Source organism: Janthinobacterium foliorum, assembly GCF_978021625.1.
Genome location: NZ_CDXDQE010000006.1, coordinates 330,429 through 351,251, shown reverse-complemented (window position 1 = coordinate 351,251; position 20,823 = coordinate 330,429). Strand labels below are relative to the sequence as shown.

Annotated in this window: 23 protein-coding genes; 17 read left to right on the top strand and 6 right to left on the bottom strand. The window is 65.5% G+C overall.

The window, feature by feature from the left end; all coding sequences use genetic code 11:
- Positions 1-152 precede the first annotated feature (152 nt).
- The 5 genes from ACZ92H_RS15640 to ACZ92H_RS15620 form a co-directional block, all read right to left on the bottom strand.
- The gene (locus ACZ92H_RS15640) at positions 153-1,004 is read right to left on the bottom strand and encodes an HvfC/BufC family peptide modification chaperone (RefSeq protein ID WP_465050052.1); all 852 of its coding nucleotides are present in this window, start codon (positions 1,002-1,004) and stop codon (positions 153-155) included.
- On the bottom strand, positions 997-1,932 hold the full coding sequence (bufB, locus tag ACZ92H_RS15635; RefSeq protein ID WP_465050051.1) for an MNIO family bufferin maturase: 936 nt from the start codon (positions 1,930-1,932) through the stop codon (positions 997-999). Before bufB ends, ACZ92H_RS15640 begins: the two co-directional genes overlap by 8 nt.
- Positions 1,932-3,953 carry a ferritin-like domain-containing protein gene (locus ACZ92H_RS15630; RefSeq protein ID WP_465050050.1) on the bottom strand — a complete coding sequence of 674 codons (2,022 nt, stop codon included), beginning with the start codon at positions 3,951-3,953 and terminating at the stop codon, positions 1,932-1,934. Before ACZ92H_RS15630 ends, bufB begins: the two co-directional genes overlap by 1 nt.
- A 528-nt stretch (positions 3,954-4,481) precedes the next feature.
- Entirely contained in the window at positions 4,482-5,300 is an 819-nt protein-coding gene (locus tag ACZ92H_RS15625) for a glutaminyl-peptide cyclotransferase (RefSeq protein ID WP_465050049.1), read from the bottom strand.
- A gap of 25 nt (positions 5,301-5,325) precedes the next feature.
- Positions 5,326-6,234 (bottom strand): LysR substrate-binding domain-containing protein, encoded by a 909-nt coding sequence (locus ACZ92H_RS15620; RefSeq protein WP_465050048.1) that lies wholly within the window; start codon positions 6,232-6,234, stop codon positions 5,326-5,328.
- 103 nt (positions 6,235-6,337) lie between these two features.
- Here ACZ92H_RS15620 and ACZ92H_RS15615 point away from each other — a divergent pair, with 103 nt between their 5' ends.
- The 5 genes from ACZ92H_RS15615 (at position 6,338) to ACZ92H_RS15595 (ending at position 10,614) form a co-directional block, all read left to right on the top strand.
- A complete protein-coding gene (locus ACZ92H_RS15615) occupies positions 6,338-6,799 on the top strand; it encodes a CidA/LrgA family protein (RefSeq protein ID WP_465050047.1) in 462 nt (153 codons plus the stop codon).
- Positions 6,796-7,485 carry an LrgB family protein gene (locus ACZ92H_RS15610; protein WP_465050046.1) on the top strand — a complete coding sequence of 230 codons (690 nt, stop codon included), beginning with the start codon at positions 6,796-6,798 and terminating at the stop codon, positions 7,483-7,485. The genes ACZ92H_RS15615 and ACZ92H_RS15610 overlap by 4 nt, the downstream gene beginning before the upstream one ends.
- A 96-nt stretch (positions 7,486-7,581) precedes the next feature.
- Complete coding sequence (locus tag ACZ92H_RS15605; RefSeq protein ID WP_465050045.1) at positions 7,582-8,673, top strand: hypothetical protein; 1,092 nt, start codon at positions 7,582-7,584, stop codon at positions 8,671-8,673.
- A 46-nt stretch (positions 8,674-8,719) separates the two neighbouring features.
- On the top strand, positions 8,720-9,805 hold the full coding sequence (locus ACZ92H_RS15600) for an HBL/NHE enterotoxin family protein (RefSeq protein ID WP_465050044.1): 1,086 nt from the start codon (positions 8,720-8,722) through the stop codon (positions 9,803-9,805).
- 5 nt (positions 9,806-9,810) lie between these two features.
- Positions 9,811-10,614: a hypothetical protein gene (locus tag ACZ92H_RS15595; protein WP_465050043.1), complete on the top strand. Its 804-nt coding sequence runs from the start codon at positions 9,811-9,813 to the stop codon at positions 10,612-10,614.
- A gap of 49 nt (positions 10,615-10,663) precedes the next feature.
- Here the strand turns inward: ACZ92H_RS15595 and ACZ92H_RS15590 are convergent, their stop codons facing one another.
- The gene (locus ACZ92H_RS15590; protein ID WP_465050042.1) at positions 10,664-11,353 is read right to left on the bottom strand and encodes a TetR/AcrR family transcriptional regulator; all 690 of its coding nucleotides are present in this window, start codon (positions 11,351-11,353) and stop codon (positions 10,664-10,666) included.
- 99 nt (positions 11,354-11,452) lie between these two features.
- Here ACZ92H_RS15590 and ACZ92H_RS15585 point away from each other — a divergent pair, with 99 nt between their 5' ends.
- The 12 genes from ACZ92H_RS15585 to ACZ92H_RS15530 all read left to right on the top strand — a co-directional run bounded on the left by ACZ92H_RS15585 (position 11,453) and on the right by ACZ92H_RS15530 (position 20,752).
- Positions 11,453-12,580, top strand: a complete 1,128-nt coding sequence (locus ACZ92H_RS15585) for an FAD-dependent oxidoreductase (RefSeq protein WP_465050041.1) — start codon at positions 11,453-11,455, stop codon at positions 12,578-12,580.
- Positions 12,581-12,671: 91 nt separating this feature from the next.
- Positions 12,672-13,763: a tRNA 2-selenouridine(34) synthase MnmH gene (mnmH, locus tag ACZ92H_RS15580; protein WP_465050040.1), complete on the top strand. Its 1,092-nt coding sequence runs from the start codon at positions 12,672-12,674 to the stop codon at positions 13,761-13,763.
- Between the two features lie 48 nt (positions 13,764-13,811).
- Positions 13,812-14,867, top strand: coding sequence for a selenide, water dikinase SelD (gene selD, locus ACZ92H_RS15575; RefSeq protein ID WP_465050039.1), 1,056 nt, complete (start codon positions 13,812-13,814; stop codon positions 14,865-14,867).
- A 29-nt stretch (positions 14,868-14,896) separates the two neighbouring features.
- Positions 14,897-15,763 (top strand): putative selenate ABC transporter substrate-binding protein, encoded by an 867-nt coding sequence (locus ACZ92H_RS15570; protein ID WP_465050038.1) that lies wholly within the window; start codon positions 14,897-14,899, stop codon positions 15,761-15,763.
- A 112-nt stretch (positions 15,764-15,875) separates the two neighbouring features.
- Complete coding sequence (locus ACZ92H_RS15565; RefSeq protein WP_465050037.1) at positions 15,876-16,688, top strand: phosphonate ABC transporter ATP-binding protein; 813 nt, start codon at positions 15,876-15,878, stop codon at positions 16,686-16,688.
- A complete protein-coding gene (locus tag ACZ92H_RS15560) occupies positions 16,682-17,512 on the top strand; it encodes a PhnE/PtxC family ABC transporter permease (RefSeq protein ID WP_465050036.1) in 831 nt (276 codons plus the stop codon). The genes ACZ92H_RS15565 and ACZ92H_RS15560 overlap by 7 nt, the downstream gene beginning before the upstream one ends.
- The gene (gene phnE, locus ACZ92H_RS15555) at positions 17,509-18,315 is read left to right on the top strand and encodes a phosphonate ABC transporter, permease protein PhnE (protein WP_131369230.1); all 807 of its coding nucleotides are present in this window, start codon (positions 17,509-17,511) and stop codon (positions 18,313-18,315) included. The genes ACZ92H_RS15560 and phnE overlap by 4 nt, the downstream gene beginning before the upstream one ends.
- A 25-nt stretch (positions 18,316-18,340) precedes the next feature.
- Positions 18,341-18,706, top strand: coding sequence for a hypothetical protein (locus tag ACZ92H_RS15550; protein ID WP_131369228.1), 366 nt, complete (start codon positions 18,341-18,343; stop codon positions 18,704-18,706).
- Entirely contained in the window at positions 18,703-19,212 is a 510-nt protein-coding gene (locus ACZ92H_RS15545) for a GNAT family N-acetyltransferase (protein ID WP_465050035.1), read from the top strand. Before ACZ92H_RS15550 ends, ACZ92H_RS15545 begins: the two co-directional genes overlap by 4 nt.
- A 183-nt stretch (positions 19,213-19,395) precedes the next feature.
- Positions 19,396-19,749 (top strand): hypothetical protein, encoded by a 354-nt coding sequence (locus ACZ92H_RS15540; protein WP_465050034.1) that lies wholly within the window; start codon positions 19,396-19,398, stop codon positions 19,747-19,749.
- Positions 19,750-19,763: 14 nt separating this feature from the next.
- Entirely contained in the window at positions 19,764-20,258 is a 495-nt protein-coding gene (locus ACZ92H_RS15535; RefSeq protein ID WP_465050033.1) for a GNAT family N-acetyltransferase, read from the top strand.
- A gap of 35 nt (positions 20,259-20,293) precedes the next feature.
- Positions 20,294-20,752 carry a hypothetical protein gene (locus tag ACZ92H_RS15530; RefSeq protein WP_131369220.1) on the top strand — a complete coding sequence of 153 codons (459 nt, stop codon included), beginning with the start codon at positions 20,294-20,296 and terminating at the stop codon, positions 20,750-20,752.
- Positions 20,753-20,823 lie beyond the last annotated feature (71 nt).

Sequence of the window (20,823 nt, the reverse complement as noted above, 5' to 3'; positions counted from 1 at the left end):
GCTCAACTGCGCAAACTGCGCGATAAAGCTGATCCATTCGGCTGGCTGCATGGTCTGCTCCCTGTGTGGCGGGTATGCAGAGTCAGACAGCAGCGCCAAGGAAAGATTCCTGCATTTCCCCTATTTTACGAGGACAGAGCCTTTTTTATTTCTCAGTCGCCAGCCGCGATCATGCCGGCCGCGCCCGCCATGGGCAGCCACAGCATGGCGTCGGCCAGCACCTCGTCCCCGGACCTGCCGCTGGCCCGGGCCGCGCGCCGCGCGCATTCGGCCAGCGCTGCGCCATCGGCCAGCGCTTGCAGCCAATGAAATTGCCACGGCTGCAAGCCATGCATGGACAGCCGGTAATGCAGCCGTGTAATGGCGACAAAGCCGGGCGCCTCTTCCGGCTGCGGCGGCACGGCATCGTCCCCTGCCGCCTGCTGCCAATAGGCATGCACGGGGAAGGTCAAGGCCAGCAAGCGCGTGCACGGCGCCAGCCGCCATGGCTGCGTGTCTCCCAGCAGCAAATCCAGGCCCGCTGGCAAGACGGGCAACATCGGCGGCGCCTGTTTTTCCAGTCCCGGCGCCCGGCTCGCCTCGCCGCGCGCCCGCTCCAGCCGGGCCAGTTCGACGGGAAAGCGCAAGGCGGCGCCCTGCGCGCCCGCACCTGCCTGGCTGGCGGCGAGGAAATCGGCAAAGCCGCCGCCCAGGTCGTACAAGGTCGTGGAGGCGGAAGGATGGCGCCAGATGTAGGCGCGGGCAAAAAAGCCGAACAGCTCGTCGCCCATGACGCGGCGCAAGACGGGATAGTCGGCCTGCAGGCATTCGAGCAGGCGCAGCACGTAGCCGTCCGCGTAGATATGCAGGCGGGCGGCGCCTTTCAGCACCTGTTCCGCCTGCAAGCCATGGCGCTGGCCCGCCAGTGCCGCGCCGCGCGCCGCGCCGCCGGGCGCCGTCATGGCCGTCAAGAACCAGGCCTGCACCTGCGCCAGCGGCGCGCCGGGGAGATCGCGTTCAGCCATGCACGGCCCCCGCATGAAAAGCCAGCGGCGCGGAAACGGCCATGGCCGCGCGGGCCGAAGCCGCGGGCGCCTGCGCCGCGAACGCGCCCCGCTCGGCCGCCCTCGCCTTGTCCAGTTCGGCCAGCAGCTGCGGGTAGTCCGGTATGTTCGCATCCCACTCCAGCAGCGCTGACACGCCGCCCGTCAGCTGCTGCGCCAGCGCGTACAGACGCCACACGGCGGCCGGCACGGGAGCATCGTGCGTGTCGATCAGCACGTCGCCGCAATCGGTGGGGCCGGCCAGGTGGATCTGCACGATGTGCGCGTGCGGCAGCTGGCGGATGTAGCCTGCCGCGTCATAGCCATGGTTATGCGCGGACACATGGACGTTGTTGACGTCCAGCAGCAGGCCGCAGCCCGTGTCCTCGGCCAGGCGCCCGAGGAATTCCCATTCCGGCATGCTGGAATGGGCAAATTCCACATAGGTACTGGGGTTTTCCAGGACCAGGGGACGGCCGAGGAATTCCTGCACCTGCCGCACCCTGCCCGCCACGTGGCGCAGGCTGGCCTCGTCCAGCGGCAGCGGCAGCAAGTCGTGGCTGTTGAGCGAGGCGGCGCCCGTCCAGCACAGGTGGTCGGAAATCCACGCGGGGCGGATTTCCCCGGCCAGCCGGCGCAGCTGGCGCAGGTAGCCCAGGTTCAAGGCATCGCTGCTGCCGATCGACAGCGAGACGCCATGCATGACGATGGGTACCTGCGCCGCCACCACGTCCAGCACGTGGCGCGCATAGCCATGGTTATCGATGAAGTTCTCGCTGATGATCTCGAACCAGTCCACTTGCGGGCCGTGCTCGAGGATATGCGCGTAATGGGGCGGGCGCAGCCCCACGCCCAGGCCCAGATATGGCAGGCCCAGGCGCGGAAGCACCGCTGGCTTGACGGCCGTCATCAAGTCGATGGCGGCAGGGCCAGGCGCAGGTCGGTCGGCGGCGGCGCCTCGCCCACGGGCGTGCCGCGCGCCGCCATGACCTTGCCGTACGCTTCCCAGGCCTTGTCGTAGACGCTGTCGCCCAGCGAAAACGTCAAGGTCTGGTCCAGCGGGATATTGTGGTGATCGGGCGCCGGGCCGAAATCGTACAGCACCATGGTGGCGGACTGGGGCGGCGTCGTCTTGGTGGTGTTCGGATACAGCTGCGAGGCCGAGATCGGCACGGCGCAGCCGCCGAAGCCGCCGCATTTGTTATCGCTCGGCGCGCTGTACGGCCCCTTGGGCGCGCCGCACAGATTGCCGGCCGCCGCCACGGCCTTGACCGCGTGGCCGCACGATGAACCGCCGCACTGGCCGCCGCCCTTGTCGAGCTGGGCAAAGCCGCAGCCGCCCTGGGCGTGGCAGCCGTTCGAGCCCTTGCACGTATGGTAGACGGCCAGGGCCGCGCACGTCGCCGATGCTTCGCCTTCCAGGTGCATGCCCTGGCAGGCGTGGTACAGCACGTCTTTCTCGATCTTCGGCACGCCCGTCGCCAGGTTCGGCGCCTGGCCCAGCACGGCCCAGCAGATGGCCATGCGGTCGCCCGCGCCCACCATCGATGGATACGGGAATGCCGTGTCCTGCTTTTGCCAGTAGGTGTCCAGCACCGAGGTGATGCCATAGATGGCCCCCGTGGCCACCGTGCTCAGCATCTTCAAGGTATCGCTCTTGTCCTTCAGCCGGTTCAGCGCGCCCGCCACCTGCTCCGGCGCGGGGATGTTCGTCGGCGCCGTGCTCGGGTTGTAGTTCGCATTGGTCAGCATTTTCTCGTCCCAGCGATTGCCTTCCCGGTGCCATTGCACCCACGTCTTGACAGGCAGCATCGCCTTGACCTTGCCGAAGCGCTCGTAGTGGTCGAACTCGGCGCTGTCGTGGCGGGCAGCCGCATCGCGCGAATCGGCAATGCCGCCGCTTTCCGTGTAGGAGGGATAATCTTCCTTCAACGCGGCCAGGTCTTCCCGGTAGTCGGGTTTCACGGCCATGAGCTGCGCCTGCAGCCGGCGGCGATAGCGCGTGATGGCCGTGTCGCTGCCCTCGCCCTGGTCGGTGATGGCCGCCATCATGTCGATGGCCTTGTTGAACGAGCGGATCTGGCCGCCATCCTGGTCATCCTTGCCGAAACAGGTGTCAAACTTGGGAAATTCCGCCTTTTTGTGGCCATCGACCTGCGTGTTGAACATATCCTGCTGCACCGAGCCATTGACGAACAGCTTTTGCCACAGGGTTTCCCCATCCGCGTATTCGATGCTGATATAGCGCGCATAGCATTCGTACATGTAGCCGATGGTGCCGAACAGGGGCAAGTCGTGCACATGCTTGCCCGGCGTCCAGCCGGCGAACGGGACTTCCGGGAAATACTTGGTATGGTCATGCTTGTCGAACTCGGCCAGCTGCTCGCGCGCCTGCTGCTCCGGCTGTTCGATGGCGAGGAACAGGTCGCACTGGTTGCTGTTGAGTTCTTCCAGGTTGACGCGCACGTGGCGATAGCCGGACGTGTCCTGCAAGTCGACGATGTGCGGGATCACCGTGCAATCCTTGCCATAGCAAGTCCAGCCATGTTCCAGCGATTGCAGTTCCGACCCCGTAAAGCACGGCGCCGCGCCGATGGCCGTGGCCAGGTTGGCCGCCATCTGCAGGTGCAGCATCTCCTGGATGAAGACGCTGAAGATGACATTGAAGGCCTTCTCTTCCGGCGTGGCGGGTTTCGCGCTGGTGCCCATGCCCGGCCATTGGCGTCCCTTGTAATAAGTGATGTCCTGCGAGTTGATCTGGTGCGTGCCCTGGATCGAATACATGGTGGCCATGTACAGGGGAATGGTAAACAATTCCACGCTGACGGCCGCCTGGGCGATGGCGCGCACGGCCGCCGTGTCGGTGGCCAGCTGGTCCAGCGGCTGTCTCGTGATGGGCGGCTGGGTACTTCCTAAAACGGGCATTTTCATTCTTGTCTCTCCACAGGAAGGATGCGTTTCGGGGGATGCCGTGCCCGCGCCCGGCTACGTGGCGCTAGGAATGACGGGGCAATGGCTGAAACATAATACGCCCGGGAAAGATATTTTTGCGGCAAGTTTTGCCTGTCCGCACAAGAATTGATTTAAGTCAATTTTGCCTGCGGCGGCGCCAGAAAACAGGCTGGATTTGCCGCCCAACGATGACAATTGAATAGATTCTGCAAAACGCGCGCGTGTATAAGCTGCGCGCCGCAGTGCGGCGGCGCGTGGCTGGCATATCGATAGTCAGGAAGCGGGCGGCGGCTGGAAGGCGCACATACCCGGGGCGCCGTCGCGGCTGTCGCACATGTTAGGTTCGCGCGCCTGCGCAGCAAACAGGACGGTAGCGGCCAGCAAGCCAGCAGCGGCCAGACGGCGGAAAGGGACGAAACGGCGCTGCACCTTGCGTGCCTGTCAACATCGCGCCATCATAGACAATTCCCTTTCAGCAACATTACTCAATAGATAAGCGCGCCCGGCTCAGTGGCGCTGGATCTCGATCAGTTCGATCTCGAACAGCTTCGGCCACAATTTACCCGTGACAAACAAGCGCTTGCCCCGCGCATCCCAGGCGATGCCATTGAGCACGGCGTCGGGATTGGCCGTGCCCCGCTGCTCGGGCGGCAGCAAGCCCGTCAGGTCGATCCAGCCCACGACCTTGCCGCTGGCCGGGTCGATGCGCGCGATCACGTCCGCCCCCCAGACATTCGCGTACAACTGGCCATCGACCATTTCCAGCTCATTCAGGCGTTCGATGGGCCGCCCTTCCGCCGTCACCTCGAAGCGGCGCACCTCGGCCAGGGTTTTCGGGTTCAGCACGCGGATGGCGGAGGTGCCGTCGCTCATGTAGACGGCCTTGCCATCGCTGGCCAGGCCCCAGCCTTCGCCCTTGTAGCTGAACTTGCGCTTCAATTTGAGGGTTTTCTGGTCGAAGACATAGCCCGTCTGCGAGATCCACGTCAGACCGATCAGTTCGTCGCCCACGTCCGTGATGCCTTCGCCAAACACGTCCTTGTCGAGCATGGTTTTCTGCAAGACCTTGCCCGTCGTCAGCTCCACCTTGCGCAAGGACGACTGGCCATTCTGGCCCGTGCTTTCATACAGATGGCCGTCCTTGAACAGCAGGCCCTGGGTAAACGCCTGCCTATCGTGCGGGTAGGTATTCTTTACAAAGTAGCCATACACGGGGATGGCGGCCTGGGCGCTGGCCAGCGCGCCCATCAAGCCCAGCGTGCATAGCCCTGCCCGCAGCAGCGAGCCTGCCGTGCGTTTCAGTCTGGCGTTGCCTGTGTTCTTCATATGCTTGGCGGTAGTTGGCGAGCGCCTATTGTAATGGCTGGCGCCGCTCGATGTGCGACCTGACGAGGTCAAGCCAGGCGCGCGCCGCGAACGACAGCCGCCCGCCGCGGCGCCAGGCCAGCATCAGGTTCCATTCCACCGGCGGGCCTTCCAGGGCAATCACGGCAAACTGGGTCTGGTCGAGCGTGTCGCAATACATCTTTGGCAGCAGGCACACGCCCACGCCCAGGCGCACCAGCGAAGCGATGAAATCCCACTGGCCGCTGCGGCCCGTGATGCGCGGCGCGAAGCCGGCCCGCTGGCAGGCATCCTGCACGATGTCGTTCAGGGCGAACGCGGCGCCATAGAAAATGAAGGGACTGCCGGCCAGTTCGGCCAGGGCCACCGAGCTGCGCCCCTGCCACGGCGAATCGGGGGCAGCCAGCAGGCACAGGGGCGAGCGCACGAGGGGCAGCGCTTCGAAATCCTGCCAGGTGGCGGCGTTGCCCGGATAGTCGAGCATGGTGCCCAGCTCCACCGTGCCCGTGCGCAAATCGCGCTCGATGGCCTGCGTGCCGCTCTCATACATTTTCAGCTCGATGCCGGGATAGCGCTGGTGGTACTCGGCCAGCCATGGCGCCAGGGTGGCATGCGTCTGCGGCGACACGCCGACGCGCAGTTCGCCCCGCTCCAGCTGCTGCAGGTCGCGCAACTCCACCTTCAGTTCCGCGTGCAGGGCCAGCAGTTCATGCGCGCGCGACAGCACTACCTTGCCCGCGTCCGTCAGGGTGAAGCGCTTGCCCGCGCGGTCCAGCAAGGCCAGGTCCAGCGACTGCTCCAGCTGGGCGATCATCTTGCTCACCGTCGGCTGGGTCACGTGCAGCCTGGCGGCCGCCCGCGTAAAACTGTTCTGCTCGACCACTTCGACGAAGTAGCGCAGCGAGCGGATATCCATGATGCATTCCAAAGTCGAATGATAATCATGAGTTTAAGTCATTTTATCTTTTGATGTCGGGTCCCTACAATGCAAACTTCCCCTTGCCGTTCGAAAGCCCGCCGTGAAAGCCCCTGTCCTGCACCACCCCGCCGCCCTGCCCGCCGTTCCCGTTTGGCGCCAGCCGGCGCAGACCCTCTGGCAAGTGGGCGTGCTGATCGCCGCCTGGTGGCTGGCCGACCAGGCCGCGTCCGCCCTGCACTTGCCGTTTTCCGGCGGCGTCGTGGGCCTGTTCCTGCTGGTGGCCCTGCTGCTGGCGGGCTGGGTGCGGCCCGCTGCCATTGAACTGGGCGCCAACTGGCTGCTGGCCAACATGCTGCTGTTCTTCATTCCCCTGGTGGTATCGGTGGTGCAATTTACGCAGCTGCTGAAGACCCAGGGCCTGACCCTGTTCGCAAATATCGGCCTGGGCTTTGCCAGCGTGATGCTGGCCACGGCCTTCACCGTGGAATGGGTGTGCCGCCTTGAACGCAAATTGCGCCTGAACAAGCTGCTGCGCCAGCGCGCGACGCGGGTGGCGCGATGAACACTCTGCTGCTGTCGCTGCTGTTCCTGCTGCTCACTTTGGTGCTGTTCTATGCCAACCAGGCGCTGCACAAGCGCCACCCGCATTTTTTGCTGACGCCGGCCATCTGCACCTCGGCGATCCTGATCGTCATCGTGCAAGCGACCTCGACACCGTTCGCCACGTATTTCGGCGAGACGCGCTGGCTGCCGTGGCTGCTGGGTCCGGCCACCGTCGCGTTTGCCTTGCCCATCTTCCAGGAACGCAAGCTGATCCGCAAGCACTGGCTGGCCCTGTCGCTGGGCAGCTGCGCCGGCATCGTGGCCTCCATCGCCGCCACCCTGCTGCTGGACCGGCTGCTGGGCGTGCACGGCGACATGGCGCGCAGCCTGCTGGCCCGTTCCGTTTCCACGCCGTTCGCGCTGGAAGCGTCGCGCCACATGGGCGGCTCGGCCCAGCTGACGGGCATCTTCGTCGTCATGACGGGACTGTTCGGCCTCATGCTGGGCAAGCCGCTGCTGAAGCTGCTGCCCCTGCGCATGCGCATCGCCCGCGGCGCCCCGTACGGCGCGGCCGCGCACGGTTTCGGCCTGTCCGTGGCGCGCCGCGTGGGCACGGAAGAAGGCGCCGTGGCCAGCCTGACGATGATCTTTTCCGGCGTCGTGACGGTGCTGCTGGCGCCGCTGTTGGGTCATTGGCTCGGCTAGTTTTTTTCCTGGGCGCATTTGCGCCAGCGCAAAAGTTATGGCTGCCGTTTCGGCGATAGTGTGCGAAGTCCTTTTCGCCCACCCACCGGAATCCACATGGCAAGCACATCCAACCCAGGCCCGCAAGCCTTGCAGGTCGATTATTTTTCCGCCAGCGACCAGTTCATGTTCACGCAGGCGGCCGCCAATCTGCTGGAGCAGCAAGCCAACCTCGACCTCGGCGCGCAAGCCGATGCCGGCCTGGCCTACCAGGTCAGCCAGTTCCAGTCGCAAATGAAGAGCCGGGCAATGGCCACCGGCGACAGCATCCTGCCCGCCTACATCGGCTTGCTGAGCCAGGCGACGGCCTTTGCCGCATTATGGGATGCGGCCTACCAGCTGCAACGGCCCCGGCTGGCACAAGCGGCCCTGAATGCCGCCACCCGCGCCGACATCGCCCAGGTCTTCCAGCAACTGGCGGCGCAGTCGGGGCACATCACCCAGCAAGCCCAGGGGCTGACGGGCGACATGCGCGTCATCGCCGGCGAACTGGCGCCCCTCAACGCGCGCTTCAATACGGCGCTGTCCACCGCCATCGCCGCACTGGGCACCGCGGCCGGCGCGGCGGCGGCCAGCATCGACCAGCTGAAGGCCGCCATCAACGCGAATATCACCGAGATCGTCGCCGGCGCCAACAAGACGGGAGCGGCCGTCACGGAACTGATCGTCAAGGCCGTGACCACCATCAGCGATGCCCAGGGTGATGGAAAGACGGCGCCATCGGGCGACTTCGTGGTGCAAGGCATCGATGCGGCGGAACAGGGCGTGGCCGAGACGGCCCAGGCGCGCGCCGCCCTGAACGCCAACAACGCCCTGCTGGCCAGCGCCTACCAGCAGCTGGCCAACGCCGATGCGCTGGTGGCCGTGGCCAAGGTGGTGCAGGTGCAAAACAGCCAGTTCCTGAACGCCTACAACGGCGCGCTCGACAGTGCCCAGGTGCTGGCCGAAGACTGGGGCCAGTCGCCGCAGGCGCCACCGGCCACGGGCATCAGTGCCGGCCTGGCCGCCTTTGCCGATGCCGTCGCGGGCATGTCCGCCAGCGCCGACGCCGCCACCCTGGGCGGGCAGCTCGATTACGCCAAGACGGCGTGGCAGCTGCTGGCCGCCAGCCTGGCGCCGCTCGAACAAGCCATGACAGGCACGTCCTGAACGGCGCGCCACCGTTTTTCCCCACTCACCCGACCAGGAGCAGCGCATGTCGAATCAAAGCCAGGCAGCACAGGGCATCAGCACCGCCAACAAATCGCAGTGCGCGCAGGCGCTGCTGATACAAACCTATGCCAACAGCATCAACGAGCAGCCCAGCGTGGATTTTTCCGGTGACGCCAATTTGCTCAAGTACCAGTCGCAGATCAACGATGGCCTGAGCCAGGCGCAAACCCACGCCACCGCCTACCTGAACGTGATCCAGCCCACGATCATCGCGAATATCGCCAATATCGGCAATTACTATGCGCTCAACAACGCCGTGCTGACGGCCTTGCCGGCCGGTTCGACCGAGGCCCAGTGGATCGCCACCCTGACGGCCCTGCAAGACCAGTCGCAGCAATACCAGACGGCCGCGAACGGCATCGTCACTTCCCTGCAGACCCTGCACGACAACCTGACCACGGATTCCGCCTCGTTCTCGGCCACCGTCAGCGAGCTGAACGCGGCCGTGAATGGCGACAGCGGCGTGCTCAGCTCGATCAACAGCCAGCTCGGCACCATCCAGGGCCAGATCGACGGCGCCATCGCCGGTACCGTGCTGAGCGGCCTGGCCATCGTCGGCGGCTCCTTCATGGTGATCGTTGGCGGCGTGGCCGACTTCGTCACGGCAGGCACCTCGACGCCGCTGGTGGTGGCCGGCGTTGCCGTCGTGGCTGCCGGCGTGGGCGGCGAGGTGGCGTCCGCCATCACCTTGAAAAACCTGAACGATGAAAAAGCCACCCTGCTGGGGCAGGAAGCGTCGCTGACGGCGGAAGTCAAGCTGGCGACCGGCATCAGCAGCGGCTATGCGAGCTTGTCGAACCAGGTGCAGGCGGCGGTGCAGTCCGCCACCCAGATGGAAAACGCGTGGGAATTTCTCAGCAGCGACCTGGGCAGCCTGATCAGCGACCTGCAGCAAGGCATACAGAATACCGATACCATCCGCACCCTGTTCCTGACGGCCGCCAACACGGAAATGCAAGCCGTCACCACGGACATCACCACCATCAAGGGCCAGATGACGGGCGTCACCAGCGTCGTCGCGCCTGCGGGCCAGACGGTGGGCGAAGCGGCCGTTGCCGCCGCGGCGTGAACGCCATGGCCGGCCTGCTCTCGCAAACCCTCGCCAACCTGCTGGCCGCGCAGCAGCAGATCGCGGCCCTGGGTGGCTTGCCTCCCGCCGCCGGGCCCATCCAGGCCGGCTGCACCGGCTTGATCCTGCCCATGCTGGCGCAGACGCGCGCGCTGCAGCAGGCCGCCGCCGCTTTCGTGCAGATGGCAACACCGCAGCTGGCACAGGTGCAGGCCATGCTGTCGGCAAGCGCCCCGCTGCCCGGGATCAAGGCGGCCATGTCGGCCCTGCAGCAGCAGGCACAGCAACTGCAAGGCATGGCCAGCGGCACGGCCGGCACGCTGACGGGACAAACGGCGCAATTGATGGGCTACTTCAAGCAGCTGGCCAGTGTGGAAGCGGGCTTGCAAAGCCAGGCGACGGCCTTGCAGGGACAGCTGGGCGACGCGCAAAGCGAACTCGATGCGGCGCAGAAACGCTATTACTATCTGCTGGCCCTGGGGCCGTTCGGCCTGGCCGGCCTGGCCGTGGCCCTGGGCCTGTACTTGAAATGGAAGTCCGATGTCGGCGACTTGCAAGGCCAGATCGGCGGCTTGCATGGCCAGATCGCCGCCCTCAATGGCATGCAGGCGGCATGCCAGCAGCTGGGCGCGGACTGCCAGACTCTGGCCGGCAGCGTGTCGGGCGTGCGCAATGCCGTCAATTTCCTCGTCAGCGACCTGCTGGAAGTAAGCAGCGACCTGGACGCGGGCGATGCCACCGTGGTCATTGCCCTGATGGCGACGGCCGCCGGCACGGAACTGGCCACCCTGGGCACGGATGCGGCTTAGCGCATGCCGTTCGATGAACGAGCCGCCTGCCTCGCGGGCGGCTCGCTCATCAATCAGCCAGTCCCTGCATGCCATGCACGATCAGGTCGATTCCCGCCAAAAAATCCCCGCGGTCGTCGTGCGCGCGCAGCTGTCCCGCCACCTTGCGGGCAAACGGAAAGGCCTGCGCATCGAGGCGCGACCACGCGGCGGCCATGCTGTCGAGGAAATGTGACCGTTCCAGCCCCGCGCCCCTGGCATTGACGGCGTTGGCCGCATTCTGCCCGCTCACGCCCAGCAGGTAATTGAGCAAGGTGCAGGCCGCCATCCACTGTTTCTCTTCCGCCACGCCCAGCGCGTCCACTTGCCGGCCCAGGCACTCCAGGATGCGCACGGTGGGCAGCTGGCCCGGCGCGCGCGACAGCGCCGAACCCAGCCACGGATGCGCATCCATCGCCTCGAAGATGGCCAGCGCCACGGCGCGGATGCCAGCCCGGGGCGTCGCCTCGGACACGGAGGCCTCCATGGCGTCCTGCATGGCGCGGGCGACAATGCTGTCGCTGGCGGCCGTCAACAAATCATCCTTGTCGGCCACGTGCCAGTAAATCGCCCCCGCCCCCGTCGCCAGGCGCGTGGCCAGGGCGCGGAAAGTCAGGCCGCTCTCGCCGTCCGCATCGAGCAGGGCGATGGCCGCATCGATGATGGTGTCGCGCGTCAGCGAGGCGGCGCGTCGTGGTGGTGTCGCTACTGTATTGGGCATCGCTTATCTTGACACAGATGATGCGATGCCGCAAAATTCTTGTGGAACGCCGTTCCAGTCAATTTACAGCGCGGCCCTGACCACTTTCAAGGAAGCATCATGCATATCACCATCATCGGCGCGGGCCTGGGCGGGTTGACGCTCGCCCGCGTGCTGCACGTCCACGGCATCGCCGCCACCATCTATGAAGCGGATGCGTCGCCGCAGGCGCGCAGCCAGGGCGGCATGCTCGACATCCACGCGGACACCGGCCAGCGCGCGCTGCAGGCGGCCGGCCTGCAAGAACAATTTCGCGCCATCATCCATGCGGGCGGCGAAGCGAGCCGCGTGCTGGACCAGCACGGCACCGTTTTGCTCGACGAAGCGGACGACGGCACGGGCGGCCGTCCGGAAGTGCCCCGTGGCGAACTGCGCCGCATCCTGCTCGACGCTCTGCCGGCCGGCACCGTGCGCTGGGGCCACAAGCTCACGGCCATCACGGCGATGGACGACGGCCGGCACCTCGTCCACTTTGCGCATGGCGCCACGGCCACAACCCAGCTGCTGGTGGGCGCGGACGGCGCCTGGTCGCGGGTGCGGCCCTTGCTCTCCAACGCACAGCCCGCGTACTCGGGCATGTCCTTCATCGAAACGTATCTGCACGACAGCGACCGCCGGCACGGGGCCAGCGCGCAAGCCGTCGGCGCGGGCGCCCTGTTCGCGCTGGCGCCCGGCAAGGGCATCCAGGCCCACCGCGAACCCGATGGCGTGCTGCATGCGTATGTGGCCTTGAGCAAGCCTGAGGAATGGCTGGCCAGCATCGATTTTGCCGATGCGCCCGGCGCCAAGGCCCGCATTGCGGCGGAGTTCTCCGGCTGGGCGCCGGCGCTGACGGCCCTCATCACGGATAGCGACACGCCGCCCGTGCCCCGTCCCGTGCATGCCTTGCCGATCGATCACCGCTGGCACCGCGTGGCGGGCGTGACCTTGCTGGGCGACGCGGCCCACCTGATGGCGCCGGCCGGCGAAGGGGCCAATCTGGCCATGTTCGATGGCGCCGAGCTGGCGCGGGCGCTCGCTGCCCGCCCAGGCGACGCGGAGGCGGCCCTGCTGGCATACGAAACGGCGCTGTTTGCGCGCAGCAGCGCGGCCGCGGCCGAGTCGCAGCGGGTCTTCCGCCTGTGCTTTGGCGACGACGCCCCGCACAGCCTGCTCGATTTCTTTGCGCAGCAGCAGGAAGCCGTGTAAGCCGATCGGGCCGCCCCCGGCGCAAACACCGACGCCAGCCGCGTTTATCGGGGATAATACGTCTTTCCCCATTCCCAGCGTCCGTGCCCCGATGAAATACCCCGCAGTCCTGCCTTTCGGCGATATCCTGCCGCGCCTGAGCGAATTTGATGCCATCATCGATGTGCGCAGCCCGTCCGAATACGCGGAAGACCACTTGCCGGGTGCCATCAACCTGCCCGTGCTAAACGATGAAGAGCGCGTCCGCGTCGGCACGCTGTACAAGCAGACCAGTGCCTTCGAGGCGAAAAAACTGGGCGCGGCGCTGATTGCCAAGAACATCGCCCGGCATATCGAGGACGGTTTCCTCGGCCATCCGCAACAGTGGAAGCCGCTCGTGTACTGCTGGCGCGGCGGCAACCGCAGCGGCGCCATGGCGCATATCCTCGCGCGCATCGGCTGGCCCGTCACGCAGCTGGACGGCGGCTACAAGGAATACCGGCGCCACGTCAACGCCGAACTGGCCACCCTGCCCGCCCGCTTCGATTTCATCAACGTGCTGTGCGGCCCCACGGGCAGCGGCAAGAGCCGCCTGCTGCAAGTGCTGGACAAGCAAGGCGCGCAGGTGATCGACCTGGAGCAGCTGGCGGCCCACCGCGGCTCCGTGCTGGGAGGTTTGCCGGAAGAACATCAGCCGTCGCAAAAGGCGTTCGAGAGCGCCCTGTGGCAGCAGCTGCGCCATTTCGACCCGACAGCTCCCGTCTTCATCGAGTCCGAAAGCAAGAAAGTGGGCCGCTTGCGCGTGCCCGACGCGCTGATGGAACAGATGCGCGCGGCCGCCTGCACGGACGTGCAGCTCGATACAGCCCAGCGCGTGCAGCTGCTGATGCAGGACTATGCACATTACGTGGGCGACCCCGGGCGCCTGAACGTGCAGCTGGCATTGTTGACGCAGCTGCACGGCAAGGAGAAAATTGCCCATTGGCAGCAACTGGCGACGGCTGGCCGCATGCCCGAGCTGGTGGAAGAACTGCTGGTGCAGCACTACGATCCCGTCTACCGCCAGTCGATCCAGCGCAATTTCAGCCGCTACGCGCAGGCGACGCCGCTGGTCTTGCCCGACATTTCCGAACATGCTTTTGAGCAAGCTGCGCGTGCATTATGTGCTATCGTCGGCGATACCCGTACCGCCAGTGCCGCCTGACGCCTGGCTTGCTTACTTCTAATTATTTATTTCAGCAGGATGATGACCATGTCCGATAGCGATGCAACCCCAATCCGATTGACCGAATTTGCCCATGGCGGCGGCTGCGGCTGCAAAATTGCGCCGGGCGTGCTGGCCGAGATCCTGAAAGGCAGCGGCGGCTTTCCCCTGCCGAAGGAATTGCTGGTCGGCATAGAAACCTCCGATGACGCGGCCGTCTACCAGCTCAACGACGAGCAGGCGCTGATCGCCACCACGGATTTCTTCATGCCCATCGTCGACGACCCGTTCGACTTCGGCCGCATCGCCGCCACCAACGCCATTTCCGACGTGTACGCCATGGGCGGCACGCCCATCATGGCGCTGGCCCTGGTCGGCATGCCGATCAACAAGCTGCCGGTGGAAACCATCGGCCTCATATTAAAAGGCGGCGAAAGCATCTGCGCCGAGGCCGGCATTCCCATCGCGGGCGGCCACACCATCGACTCCGTCGAACCGATCTATGGTCTCGTCGTGCTGGGCCTGGTCCACCCGTCGCAGGTAAAGCGCAACGCGGGCGCGCGCCCCGGCGACAAGCTGGTGCTGGGCAAACCGATCGGCGTCGGCATTTTGTCGGCCGCGCTGAAGAAGACTGCGCTGGACAAGGACGGCTACGCCTCCCTGATCGCCAATACCACCAAATTGAATACCCCCGGCAAGAAGCTGGCCCTGCTGGACGGCGTGCATGCGCTGACGGACGTGACGGGCTTCGGCTTGCTGGGCCACGCGCTGGAACTGGCGCGCGGCGCCAAGTTGCAGGCACGCATCACCATGAACGACGTGCCGCTGCTGCCGCAAGTGCAGCAACTGGCCGAGAACGGCAATATCACGGGCGCATCCAGCCGCAACTGGCAAGGCTACGGCGCGCAGGTGCAGCTGGCCGACAGCCTCAGCGCCATCGACAAGGCCATCCTGACGGACCCGCAGACGGCCGGTCCGCTGCTGGTGGCGTGCGCGCCGGAAGCCGTCGAGCAAGTGCTGGCGATTTTCCGCGCAGAAGGGTTTGCCGACGCCACCGTCATCGGCGACGTGCTGGAAGGCAGTACCGGGGTTTCCGTCATTTAATGAACCATTTTTTTTGCAAAGGCAGTCCCATGACCACGTTCTCAAAATTCCCCGCCATCCTGGCCACCGTCGCCGCCACCCTGGCCATCCACAGCGGTCTGGCGCAGGCGCAGCAAGTGCTGCGCGTGTCCGCCATTCCCGACGAAGCGCCGACGGAGTTGCAGCGCAAGTTCAAGCCGCTGGGCAGCTACCTGGAAAAAAAGCTGGGCATGAAGGTGGAATTTACGCCCGTCACCGATTACGCGGCCTCCGTGGAAGGCTTGATCAATCACAAGCTGGACATGGTCTGGTTCGGCGGTTTTACTTTCGTGCAAGCGAACGTGCGCAGCGGCGGCAAGATCGTGCCCCTGGTGCAGCGCGAGGAAGACACGAAGTTCCGCTCGGTTTTTGTGACCACCAGCAAGGACATCAAGCAGTTGTCTGACCTGAAAGGCAAGAACTTCACGTTCGGCTCGGAATCGTCCACCTCCGGTCACTTGATGCCGCGCTACTACTTGCTGGCCGCCAAGATCAATCCGGACACGGACATGAAACGCATCGCTTTCTCGGGCGCGCATGACGCCACCGTGGCGGCCGTCGCCGGTGGCAAGGTGGATGCGGGCACCTTGAACATTTCCGTGTGGGAAAAACTCGTGGAAGCGAAAAAGGTCGATCCAAGCAAGGTGCGCGTGTTCTACACGACGCCCGGCTACTACGACTATAACTGGAGCGTGCGCGCCGACATGAACCCGGCCGTGCGCCAGAAGCTGACGGACGCCTTCCTGGCGCTGGACCCGTCCACGCCGGAAGGCAAGGAAATCCTGGAATTGCAGCGCGCCACCAAGTTCATCCCGACCAAGGCGGAGAATTACAAGGATATCGAAGCGGCCGCGCGCAATGCGGGTTTGCTGAAGTAATTTCCGACACGCGGCAGAAATCCGGGGTCAGACCCGTCGGGTCCGCCCCCGGCTCGTTGCCCCGGACTTCAATAGATGTAACAACTCTCCAGCAATCGTAGCCAACAAACGCATGACATTTCAACTTCACAAGGTCAGCGTCCACCACGCGGGCGCCGCCGGCCATGCGCTGGCCCTGCGCGAACTGAGCCTGGACGTGGCCCAAGGTGAACAGATCGCCCTCATCGGCCCTTCCGGCGCCGGCAAGACCAGCCTGCTGCACACCCTGGCGTGCGCGCTGCGCCCCGCGTCCGGCACCTTGGCCATCCTCGGCACGTCCCCCTGGCAACTGGCCAGCCGTGAACGCCACGCCCTGCGCGCGCGCCTGTTCCTGGCGCCGCAGACGCCGCCCCTGCCGCCGCGCCAGCGGGTCGTCAACGCCGTGCTGGCGGGCCGCCTGCCGCAATGGCGCTTGTGGACGGCCATCCGCTCGCTGCTGGCGCCCGTCGATCCGCGCGCCGCATGGGAGGCTTTAGGTAAATTCAACCTGCAGGACAAGCTGTATGCGAGAGTCGACCGCCTGTCCGGCGGCGAACGCCAGCGCTGCGGCATGGCCCGCGCCCTCGTGTCGGATGCGGAAATCTTCCTCGTCGACGAACCGCTGTCCGCGCTCGACCCCACCCTGGCCCTGCAGACCATCGCCGTATTGCAGGCCGAGGCGACACAGCGCCATGCCACCCTGGTCTGCAGCCTGCACCAGGTCGAGATCGCCCGCGCCTGCTTTCCGCGCATTATCGCCTTGCGTGACGGCCAGATCGTCTTTGATGCGCCCAGCAGCGAAGTCAGCGACGCCATGATCGAAGCCCTGTACCGTAACCAGGCCGACCCAGCGCCCCAGTTCGAGGCCGTGGAAACGCAACTGGACGCCGCGAGGCCCCTTTGCTGACGAGCACCGCCATCCCCCGCGACCCCGCCTGGCGCGGACGCCTGACGGCTGCCGCCATCGTTCTCATCGTGCTGTGGCCGATGCTGGTGCAGGCCGAATTCAAGCCGTGGATCTTGTGGGATGCGCAAAGCCTGGCCGCCACCTGGCAATTTATCGCCAGCTTCGTGCCGCCCGCCCACTCGCTGGAATTCCTGCAACTGGTGGCCACATCCGCCTGGGAAACCATCGCCATGGCCACGGCCGGCATGGCGCTGGCCATGCTGGGCGCCATCCCCCTGACCCTGCTGGTGACGGAACGCTTGTCGATTTCGCGCATCGGTTCCGGGCGGGTGTCGCCACTGGCCGCCGCCCTGCGCCACGCCGTCCGCGCCCTGCTGGTGCTGCTGCGCAGCGTGCCGGAACTGGTGTGGGCATTGTTATTGGTGCGCATCGTGGGACTGGGACCGACGGCGGGCGTGATCGCCATCGCCCTCACGTATTGCGGCATGCTGGGCAAGGTCTACGCGGAAATCCTCGAGTCGTCGGACTCTTCCGCCTGCAACGCCCTGCTGCACAACGGCAGCGGCCGGCTGCAAGCCCTGCTGTACGGCGCCCTGCCCGAATCGGCCGCCGAACTCGTGTCGTACACGATCTACCGCTGGGAATGCGCGATCCGCGGCTCCGTCGTCATGGGATTCGTGGGCGCGGGCGGCCTGGGCCAGCGCATGGATGAATCGATGAAGATGATGGCTGGCAGCGAGCTGGCCACCATGCTGATGGTCTTCGTGTTGCTGGTGGCGGGCGCCGACGCCGTCTCCGCCATGCTGCGCCGGAGGCTGGCATGAAGACGAAAGCGATGCTGCCGGGCTTGCCTACCCCTGCGCCCGTGCGCTGGTCCACCTGGGCCTTGCTGGCAGGTTTATTACTGCTGGTCATCGCCAGCTTCGCCACCTTGCCCCTGAAATGGGGCGAGTTCTTCAGCGCGGACGCCGTGCGCACCACCGGCGACTTCCTGCACGGCTTCGCGCCGCCTGAGCTGGCGCCGGCCTTTCTCATGAAAGTGGGCGTGGCCACCTTCGAGACCCTGGCCATGTCCGCCATCGGCACGGTGATTGCCGCCGTGCTGGGCGCCCTGCTGGCCCTGCCCGCCAGCGGACGCTTCGGCAATGTGGCGCGCAACGCCACGCGGGGCGTGCTCAATGTGCTGCGCTCGATTCCCGAACTGGTATGGGCGTCGATCCTGCTGATCGCCGCCGGCCTGGGCCCGTTCGCGGGCACCTTGGCGCTGGCGCTGCACACGGTGGGCGTGCTGGGACGGCTGTTTGCCGATGCATTTGAAAACTGCCCGCCCTTGCCTGCCGCCACCCTGCGCATCAACGGCGCGAAGCCCGCTGTGGCATTCCTGTACGCCACCTTGCCGCAATGCAGCCCGCAGATGATGTCCTACACCCTGTACCGCTGGGAAAACAATATCCGCGCCGCCGCCATCCTCGGCGTCGTCGGCGCCGGCGGCCTGGGGCAGATGCTGAAATACCATTTGTCGCTGTTCCAGATGCCCGGCGCCGCCACCGTCATCATCGCCATGCTGCTGATGGTGGCGGCCGTCGATGGCCTCAGCTACCTGCTGCGCCGCGCCATGACCCGTTAATCTTTTACCTTACCAAGGAGTGCCCATGGCAGGCTGGTGGACCATCATCTCGAGCGACACGCCGGAGCGCATGGCCGACATGACGCACGTCAACAAGGAAGCCTTCCTGGCCACCTGGGAAGCGGGCCTGTTCGGTGCCGACTGGATCGCGCAGCTGTGCCACGATGGCAAGGCGACCCAGCTGTCGTCGAACGGCTTCCCCAACCGCTACACGGCCTCGGCGGACGTCATCGTTCCCTTGCTGCTGGCCGGCATCGCCGAGGCGCAGGACGGCGAATTCCCCCAGGACAAGCTCACGGCCTGGCCCGGCAGCATCACCGTGCACCCGCAGCGCGTCGCCGCCTGCGCGCCCGGCCAGCTATTGACCATCGAAATATGGGACCAGTCATGACGCAATACAGCATCCGCCAGGAAACCGCGGCCGACATCGGCGCCATCGATGAAGTGACGCGCCAGGCTTTTTTGCAGGCCGAACACACGGACCATACGGAACAGTTCATCGTCCGGGCCCTGCGCGCCGCCGGCGCCCTGAGCGTTTCGCTGGTGGCCGAGCTGGACGGAGAACTGATCGGCCACGCGGCCGCCTCGCCCGTCCGCATCAGCGACGGCACGCCCCGCTGGTATGGGCTGGGCCCGGTTTCCGTTGCCCCCGCGCACCAGGCCCAGGGCGTGGGCAGCCGCCTCATCACCGAATTGCTGGCAGCCTTGCGCCAGCTGGGCGCGGCCGGCTGCGTGGTGCTGGGCGAACCCGCGTATTACGGCCGTTTCGGCTTCCGCGCGGAAAGCGCGCTGGTCTTGCCCGGCGTGCCGCCCTCGTATTTCCAGGCTTTGGTGCTGGAGGGAGCGCTGCCATCCGGCAGCGTCAGCTACCATCCCGCCTTTGACGCCAGGAGCTAGCCAGAGGCCGGGTGCGCATGCAACAGGGGCGCGAACAGGGACCACGCACGGCAAGGATGCTGTTAATATTATCAAATACTTACCTGGCATGCATTGTCGCGGCGGCATGCGCCACGCCGTTCAAGCCCATACGTAAGCTATTTTCCTGCGCTGCAGGCCACCTTTGCATAGACTGTCGCCAACATGATAAAACTGCTCTTGGGCGCCCTCGCCGGCTGCCTGCTGCTAGCCAATGCCAGCGCCGCCCCTGTCGAAGACTTTATCGGCACCTGGAAACTGGAACGCACCACCGTGCCGAACTATATCGTCATCAAGCAGGAAGGCGCGCACCTCGTCGCCCTGCGCTATACGCGCAACGTGCTCACCAGCAAGATCGTCGAACGGCGCTTTCCCGCCAGCTATGCGCACGGCGATGTCAGCATCGCTTCCGGCGACACGGTCATCGAGGCGCGCAGCGTCAACGACGCGGCGACCGTGACGATGCTGGCGGAAGCGTACAAGAAAATTTCCGCCTCCACGGCCCCACCCACCAGTTAAGGAATGCCGCAGCCTTGAATCCCGTTCTCATCCGCCCCACCACCGCCAGCGACTGGCCGGCGCTGAAGTCCACGCGCCTGGCCGCCCTGCTCGACGCTCCCACGGCCTTTGGCGCCAGCCACGCCAGCGCGGCTGCTTTTTCCGACGACGACTGGCAGCAACGCGCCACCAGCACCCCGCAGCGCACCTTCTTCCTTGCCTGGGATGGCGATCAAGCCATCGGCCTGGCCGCGCAAGTGGCGGCCGGCGACGGCGAGTGCCACCTGATCGCCATGTGGGTGCGCTCCGACTATCGGGGCCGGGACGTGGCGGCAGCCTTGGTCGACGCCGTCAAGCAGCGTGCCATGAACAATGGCCACGCCAGACTTGTACTCGACGTGGCGCCCGAGAACACCCGCGCCGCCGCGTTCTACGAGAAACAGGGTTTTGTCTTTTTACCGGAATGGGAAGCGCTGGACAGCCACCCGCATATCCAGGTGCAGAAGATGGAGTGGCGAGCGCTGGCATAAGCAGCGCATATCACCACGGCTCGCCATGCTTCCGCTTGCCGCTTCTGATCGGGCTGCCTCTTTCAACCAAGAACAAGTATCGTTATCTTATGAATATGAGAAACGTCCTCTTCTTTGCAATCGCTAGCTGTATCGTGTCGCCCGTGCCTGCGCGCACTTGCAAGATGGTTAACTGCGATATGGATGATCTCGGGCGATTCATGGCGTCGGACGGTGCATCGCTTGTGCGCGCAATCCAGCGTGAGTTGCCTGATGTGTTGCGCATGCCGCTTGACGGCCGGGTGCCGGCGCTCCCGGTCATGAATGGAAATCCACCGCCAGCCCAAACGGCCCTGTCAGTGGCATTTGCGCGCGCCTGGAAACAGGGCTTTATTGAAAAAGGTGTTGAAAAATCACGAAGCGCGCTGCTGGCATGCCAACGCGAAACATCCATTGTGTTAACCGTGCCATTCATGCGCAGCGAAGGCCAGCAGGCGCACTGTTTCCGATTTTAACCGGATGCATTCGCAACTATGCTCCAGGGAAACCAAGCCTCCACACGAGCGCTCCGGCGAGCGAAACAGCT